Origin of the sequence: Bacteroides sp. PHL 2737 (genome assembly GCF_004115325.2) — a bacterium.
Lineage (GTDB): Bacteria > Bacteroidota > Bacteroidia > Bacteroidales > Bacteroidaceae > Bacteroides > Bacteroides hominis.
This window is the reverse complement of the sequence record NZ_CP040632.1, coordinates 1-5,595: the sequence shown is the minus strand read 5'-3', so window position 1 is coordinate 5,595 and position 5,595 is coordinate 1. Positions and strand designations below refer to the sequence as shown.

The window sequence follows — 5,595 nt, the reverse complement described above, 5'->3', positions numbered from 1 at the left end:
GCACTCGTCGGGAGTGTTGGTGCACCCCCTTGCCGTGCAGCGCTCCCCGACCGATGATTTTTTATTGTGCCTTGTGTCCTTTTCCCTTTTGTCCGGCTTCTGTTCCCAAGCACATCCGGAACACATGGCAGAGCGCTTGCAAATCCCGTCCGGAAGGCTTACCTTTGCAAAAGGTTATAGCACACTATAACCCCTAAAGGGGTTGTGTGCGAGGGGTGTCCCCTCGACCCCGTGCGATGTGACGTTTCACGCCACATCTTCTAAACATACATACACACCTAAAACCTAAAGATATGGCAAAGACATGTATCAGAGTGGAAGCCTGCAATATAGGCAGCTCGGAACGTCACAACTTAAGAAGCAAGGAGCTCGACTACATCCGTCCGGAACTCACACACCGCAACGAACAGTGGGTAGAATGTTCCATTGCCGAAGTACACCGGGACATAACGGAAAAATACAAGGAAGCCACCGGACAAGGATTACAGAAGAAAGCTACCCCAATCCGGGAAGGGGTAATAGTAATCAGCGAGGAAACCACAATCCAGCAGCTTCAAGACTTGGCCGAAAAACTGGAAGAACGCTTTGGAGTGCACGCCTTCCAAATCTACACCCATAAGGATGAAGGCGCAAACGTATGGGACGGAAAGGAAGAAGCATGGAAACCGAACTATCATGCGCACATGATCTTTGACTGGACGGACGGCCATACAGGAAAAACTGTAAAGCTGAACAGACACGACATGGCGGAGATGCAGACTATAACAGCAGAGTGTCTCAACATGGAACGTGGAGTTTCTTCAGACAAGAAACACTTGTCGGCCATGCAATACAAAAACAAAATGGAAACAGAGAAAGCTGAACAACTTCAAAAAGACATCGAGCAACTAAACAGGGCATACACTGCCGGAACCGAGAAAATCACCACAGTCCAAAAGAAACTTAGTACGGCACAAAAAGAGCTAAACAGCATGAAAACCGACATACACATCAACGAAGCCAAAGAAGCTGCCGCAAAAGCCGGAAAAACCGTATTTAATGCCGTTACAAGCGTCTTTAATGTAGGGGAAGTAAAACGACAAGCCAAAGAAATTGAAACCCTCAAAAAAGAAAATTATAACCTCTCATTCAAGAATCAAAATTTAGAAGGACAATTAAGAACCAACAACATCGAGATGCGAAGGGTACAGGAAACAACCGACAGACAGATAAAGGCAGAAGCATCCAAACTAAAACCCATAACTAACCTTTTTCCGGAAATGGAAAATGCACAGGAAAATATAGAGGAACTCCAAACTATGGGAATACAAAATAAAGATATCCGACAACTTCTTATTGGAAAGGAAATATACTACACTGGAAACCTTTACGATAAAGACAAGAGAAAATCATACCAAGTTAAAAACGTGAAAATAGATATCTCCAAAAGTCAGAATGGTATTACTACAATTTGGCTAAATAACATCCACTTTAAAAACTTTCTTAAAGAACTTTGGAATACACTACAAAAGACTTTAGATAACGGTAACTGGCTACACCGATAGAAAGACACTAAAAAGAATTGCACTTCTCTTTTTTGAGAAGTGCAATTCAAATTAAATCCCGTTCATTTTTTAACGACTAAAGGTGCAATTAGCTATAAAACCAAAAGAAGGAGTAGTACCTTTTCCTTTAAACTCCCATTTAAAACCTTGACCAGGTACATTTGCATCCCAATACGAAGTCCAAGTGAAAGTGTTACTCCATAACGGTCCAGTTCCACTAAAAGCAACACTTTCAGGTGTCGTTATATTATCATCCGGACTTGGTTTAGCATTAGGATTTAATACTTCAAAGAAATAATAATTATTCTGTATTGAAGCATTCAAATCAACTTGCATCTTTAAAGTACGACTGGAATCGTAAAAAACTCCGGTAGTGCTTTGAGAACCTCCATTAATACTCAAAGAAGGGAGAACAGCCCTCGTTTCCGTTACAACATCCCTAAATACTGAAAAATCAAAATTAGCATCCTCCTTCACCTTTTTAACCAAAGTCTTTCCATTTACAGAAAAAACAACATAAGCGGTATTAGGATTTGAAATAGCACTTGCCACTTGAGCATTTAAAACCTGCAGGTTATTCTTATATTTCTCAATACTCAAAGGACTAACTTTTTCTAAATCCTGCCAATCCGAACCTGTTACATAAGACAACGCCCTCGTTTTCTTATTCTCATTGAAATAGTATTCATTTGTAATCTCATTTACATCAACAAAACGAGATAAGACCTCCATATCAGATACAGAATCACTAACCACAGGTTCTATTACTTCATTATCATTACACGAACAAACACCCAAAACAGTCAGTAGACTGATGAACATAAACATTACTTTTTTCATAAATCCTCCTTTTTTAAAGTTAATAAATAAAGGTTTCGCCCAAAAATATAAAATTTCTCCTATTTTTGCATTGAATATTAAATATTTAACTATGAATAGAATAATACATATCTCTTTACTTATTTCAACAGTATCACTTTTTCTTATTTCAAACACCGGATGTGTTGAAAAACAAGGATACTACAACCATGGAGAAGAAAGCATAATCTCATTAATTTGTGATATTACATGGGCTGGTAAAAAAACAACAGACGAAAACGGCAGTGTCTGGCAAGGTACATACAAATTCAATAAAAACGGAACATATACCCGTACAAATATAGAAATCGACAAACAAGGAAATAAAAAAGAAGCCAATATCTACGGACAATGGTCATTCGGTGATCCAAGTTTCAGTACCATTTATTTTGGTGGAGAACATTACTGGGACATAGACGAGCTTACTAAAAACAAATTTTCCTTCTATGACAGAAGTGGAAAATTTGGCGATCCTTTCATGAATAGAGAATACATAGAACTCACACCATACCAAGAAAACAATACAACAAACTAACAACTACCCACTATTAGGAAAAATATCCTCATCTAAATAAATATCCTGCAAAAGTTCATCCTTCCGGGTGACCTTATAACAACACAATGCCTCCCCAGTTTCCATATTATACCAATCAGCCACCTTATCTTTCACAGACATATACCAAGTATAACAACCATCTTCAACATTCAATCCCTCAATATTAAGAACCAAATCCTCATCTCTAAAATCATTCAACGCTTCATCTCCGATCATGGTGCGGAACTGTCCGAAACTACTCATGCGCTGCATCCCATGCATGGCAGTATAAATCATATCCAAAGCCTTATAATTTATCTGAATCTTTTTTTTACCGTCACGACCTTTCGATTTTGAGACAGAAGCCTTTGAAGCATACTTAAAAACCTCTATCGCTGCATTTTCAAAATCCTCTATCTTCTTATATTTCTGAAAACGGGCATCAGCAACCGTACTGCCATGCAATTTCTTCCATTGGGCTACTACATATTTTGCAGCTTCCAATGAATCAACAATAATATGAAAATGATAATGGAACGAAAACAAATCCTTTTTTACTACATGATAGGTACACTCCTTCTTAATCACCCCCGAAATACCAAGTGAACGAAACTTGTGTTTCGTCCTTATACCATCAGCCCACATCCGGTTACATCTACGCATGAAATCTCGCAATACCCTTGCATCATCGGTTACACAATTTTGCAAGGTAAGCGTCACAAAATAAAACTCTCTGCCTTCCGAAGCCAAATACTTCATAACCGGAAGGAACTTCTTTACATTTTGTGCCGTTTGAATACGCTGACAGATAGGACAAAAAGCCCGATGACAATAATGGGAATGCGCCTTACCTCCCTGCACAGTATAAACATTTGAACACACATGGGCATCCATATATGCTTTCATCAGCTTACTATCCGGATTCTTTTCCGAAAGTTTTCGAGTAAAATTATGGGATATGATTTTTACTTTAGCCTTTTTTTTAAGACTATCAGAACCGTTTTTTAACGGACTTTCTTTGCAGTTGGTTATATTTGTTCTATCTTTGCACATATGAAATTTTGATGTGGCTTTCGTTTGGTATCCGCCCCGCCAAGAACGAACACAAACGATTGCTAATTCTTAAAATACAAAGCCCGTTGGTTACTGCCTTCGGGCTTTCGTTTTTTCTCAGCCCAAAAGTAGGTAATTCATTCCAAACCGCCAAACATCATTCAAAAAACCTACATATAACAAGTCAAAAAGCATTTACCACGAAACTTTCTAGTTTATCTAGTATGGGGGCTCGCCCCCATTCCCCCGGCTGCGCAATTCTGACACAAATACACTACTAAATCCACAACAGACAAAGATACTTCCGGAAAAAAAAACTATCTTTGCCGTACACAAAGACAACCCTTGCCGAGCGATACGGGAGAGTTGCAAAAAAAACACCGGAGTGAATTGACGGATATCCGACATCTCCGGTGGTATTTTTTTTCTTATCCCCCTCCCGTCCCCCAAAGGGGGAGCACACAAAGACAAGCCCTGCCTTCACTCAATGGAGTGTTAAATAGTTGCATATGGGTCAAGTTCCTTAATCCGCTTACACAAAAAATCAAAGCGTTTCTTTGTAAGTGGTGTAAGCGTATCGAGATTATCTCCATCGAAATTCTCCCCAAAAATAAGGTCGTTCATTCCTATGCCGTGATTGTAGTTCTCACGCACACAGTTGCGCAGCGTCCAAAGGTTACGCAGGTTTACCCAGTCTGCTGTGCGGCTCTTTACCCTGCGGAACAAGATAACGGCAGTCCGCAAATAGTGCCCCACATGGTAGTAATCGTGCAAGACACGTTTGCCCAAATAGTAAATATCCAAATCTTGTTTTTCTCTGTCCTCGACTACTTGACAGAGGAAGAATGGAATATCCTTCAGGTTATCCCATTCGATGTAGTCAGTTGGTTTCATAATGTCTTATTTGCATTTTTCTTTCCGTACTTTCCATTATTCACAGAACATTTGCTGAAACACTTCACGTAACCTTTTTATCTCACTGAAATTCAAATCTCCAATCTTTCTTTTCAGCCGGCTTTTATCCACCGTGCGAATTTGATCAGTGGCTATCTCTCCTTCACGCCCGGCTACAGAACACAGAACCCGGTAAGGATAATTTCTTATCGTTGAGGTTATCGGAACAATGACTACTGTTGTAAGGTACATATTCAAATCTGAAGGAGTGACAACTACACATGGCCGTGTCTTTGCCATTTCACCCCCACGGGTAGGGTCTAACTCTACCCAATACACTTCATACTGTTCTACCATGTCCAATCCTCAAACTTTTCATCCTCAAACACATCAGGGATAAGCAACTCATCATCCCCATTCTCATGGGCACGTTTGGCAGCTTCCGCCCATCCCTGCCGTGGTTGTGCCTTTATCACAATATTGTTCCCGTCCAAAGAAATGCTCACAGCCGATTTCAAGGACAAACGCAACTGTTTCAATACTTCGGAAGGAAGTATTATCCCCTTGCTGTTTCCAATCTGAATAATATTCGTTACCATAATGTTATAACTTTATAATTGATTATCACGATACAAATATATGTAAAGTTATAACAATAACAAAAGGAAAAACAACTTTTTTCCATTTTCACCGAGAACCCTGTCAATGGCT

General features: G+C 39.6%; 7 protein-coding genes. 2 read left to right on the top strand and 5 right to left on the bottom strand.

Features of this window, described 5'->3' with window-relative positions:
• Window positions 1-293: 293 nt before the first annotated feature.
• Window positions 294-1,544 (top strand): NBU/pMV158-type mobilization protein, encoded by a 1,251-nt coding sequence (locus DBK98_RS23010; protein WP_032535836.1) that lies wholly within the window; start codon window positions 294-296, stop codon window positions 1,542-1,544.
• Window positions 1,545-1,613: 69 nt separating this feature from the next.
• Here the strand turns inward: DBK98_RS23010 and DBK98_RS23005 are convergent, their stop codons facing one another.
• Window positions 1,614-2,384 (bottom strand): hypothetical protein, encoded by a 771-nt coding sequence (locus DBK98_RS23005; RefSeq protein WP_005799241.1) that lies wholly within the window; start codon window positions 2,382-2,384, stop codon window positions 1,614-1,616.
• A gap of 91 nt (window positions 2,385-2,475) precedes the next feature.
• Between DBK98_RS23005 and DBK98_RS23000 the strand changes: the two genes are divergently transcribed.
• The gene (locus DBK98_RS23000) at window positions 2,476-2,937 is read left to right on the top strand and encodes a hypothetical protein (RefSeq protein WP_005812785.1); all 462 of its coding nucleotides are present in this window, start codon (window positions 2,476-2,478) and stop codon (window positions 2,935-2,937) included.
• Window positions 2,938-2,940: 3 nt separating this feature from the next.
• Here DBK98_RS23000 and DBK98_RS22995 read toward each other — a convergent pair whose 3' ends face one another.
• From DBK98_RS22995 to DBK98_RS22980, 4 genes are all read right to left on the bottom strand, one after another.
• On the bottom strand, window positions 2,941-3,843 hold the full coding sequence (locus DBK98_RS22995) for a protein rep (RefSeq protein WP_225538865.1): 903 nt from the start codon (window positions 3,841-3,843) through the stop codon (window positions 2,941-2,943).
• A 642-nt stretch (window positions 3,844-4,485) separates the two neighbouring features.
• Window positions 4,486-4,884: an exo-poly-alpha-D-galacturonosidase gene (locus DBK98_RS22990; RefSeq protein WP_128900058.1), complete on the bottom strand. Its 399-nt coding sequence runs from the start codon at window positions 4,882-4,884 to the stop codon at window positions 4,486-4,488.
• Between the two features lie 36 nt (window positions 4,885-4,920).
• Window positions 4,921-5,241 (bottom strand): type II toxin-antitoxin system PemK/MazF family toxin, encoded by a 321-nt coding sequence (locus tag DBK98_RS22985; RefSeq protein WP_005799262.1) that lies wholly within the window; start codon window positions 5,239-5,241, stop codon window positions 4,921-4,923.
• The gene (locus DBK98_RS22980; RefSeq protein WP_005812783.1) at window positions 5,235-5,483 is read right to left on the bottom strand and encodes an AbrB/MazE/SpoVT family DNA-binding domain-containing protein; all 249 of its coding nucleotides are present in this window, start codon (window positions 5,481-5,483) and stop codon (window positions 5,235-5,237) included. Before DBK98_RS22980 ends, DBK98_RS22985 begins: the two co-directional genes overlap by 7 nt.
• Window positions 5,484-5,595: the final 112 nt, after the last annotated feature.

Bases quoted from the DNA above. Each gene is read 5' to 3' on its own strand.
- DBK98_RS22990 (WP_128900058.1), bottom strand. From the start codon at position 4,884: ATGAAACCAACTGACTACATCGAATGGGATAACCTGAAGGATATTCCA.
- DBK98_RS23010 (WP_032535836.1), top strand. From the start codon at position 294: ATGGCAAAGACATGTATCAGAGTGGAAGCCTGCAATATAGGCAGCTCG.
- DBK98_RS22995 (WP_225538865.1), bottom strand. From the start codon at position 3,843: ATGAAAGCATATATGGATGCCCATGTGTGTTCAAATGTTTATACTGTG.
- DBK98_RS23000 (WP_005812785.1), top strand. From the start codon at position 2,476: ATGAATAGAATAATACATATCTCTTTACTTATTTCAACAGTATCACTT.
- DBK98_RS22985 (WP_005799262.1), bottom strand. From the start codon at position 5,241: ATGGTAGAACAGTATGAAGTGTATTGGGTAGAGTTAGACCCTACCCGT.
- DBK98_RS23005 (WP_005799241.1), bottom strand. From the start codon at position 2,384: ATGAAAAAAGTAATGTTTATGTTCATCAGTCTACTGACTGTTTTGGGT.
- DBK98_RS22980 (WP_005812783.1), bottom strand. From the start codon at position 5,483: ATGGTAACGAATATTATTCAGATTGGAAACAGCAAGGGGATAATACTT.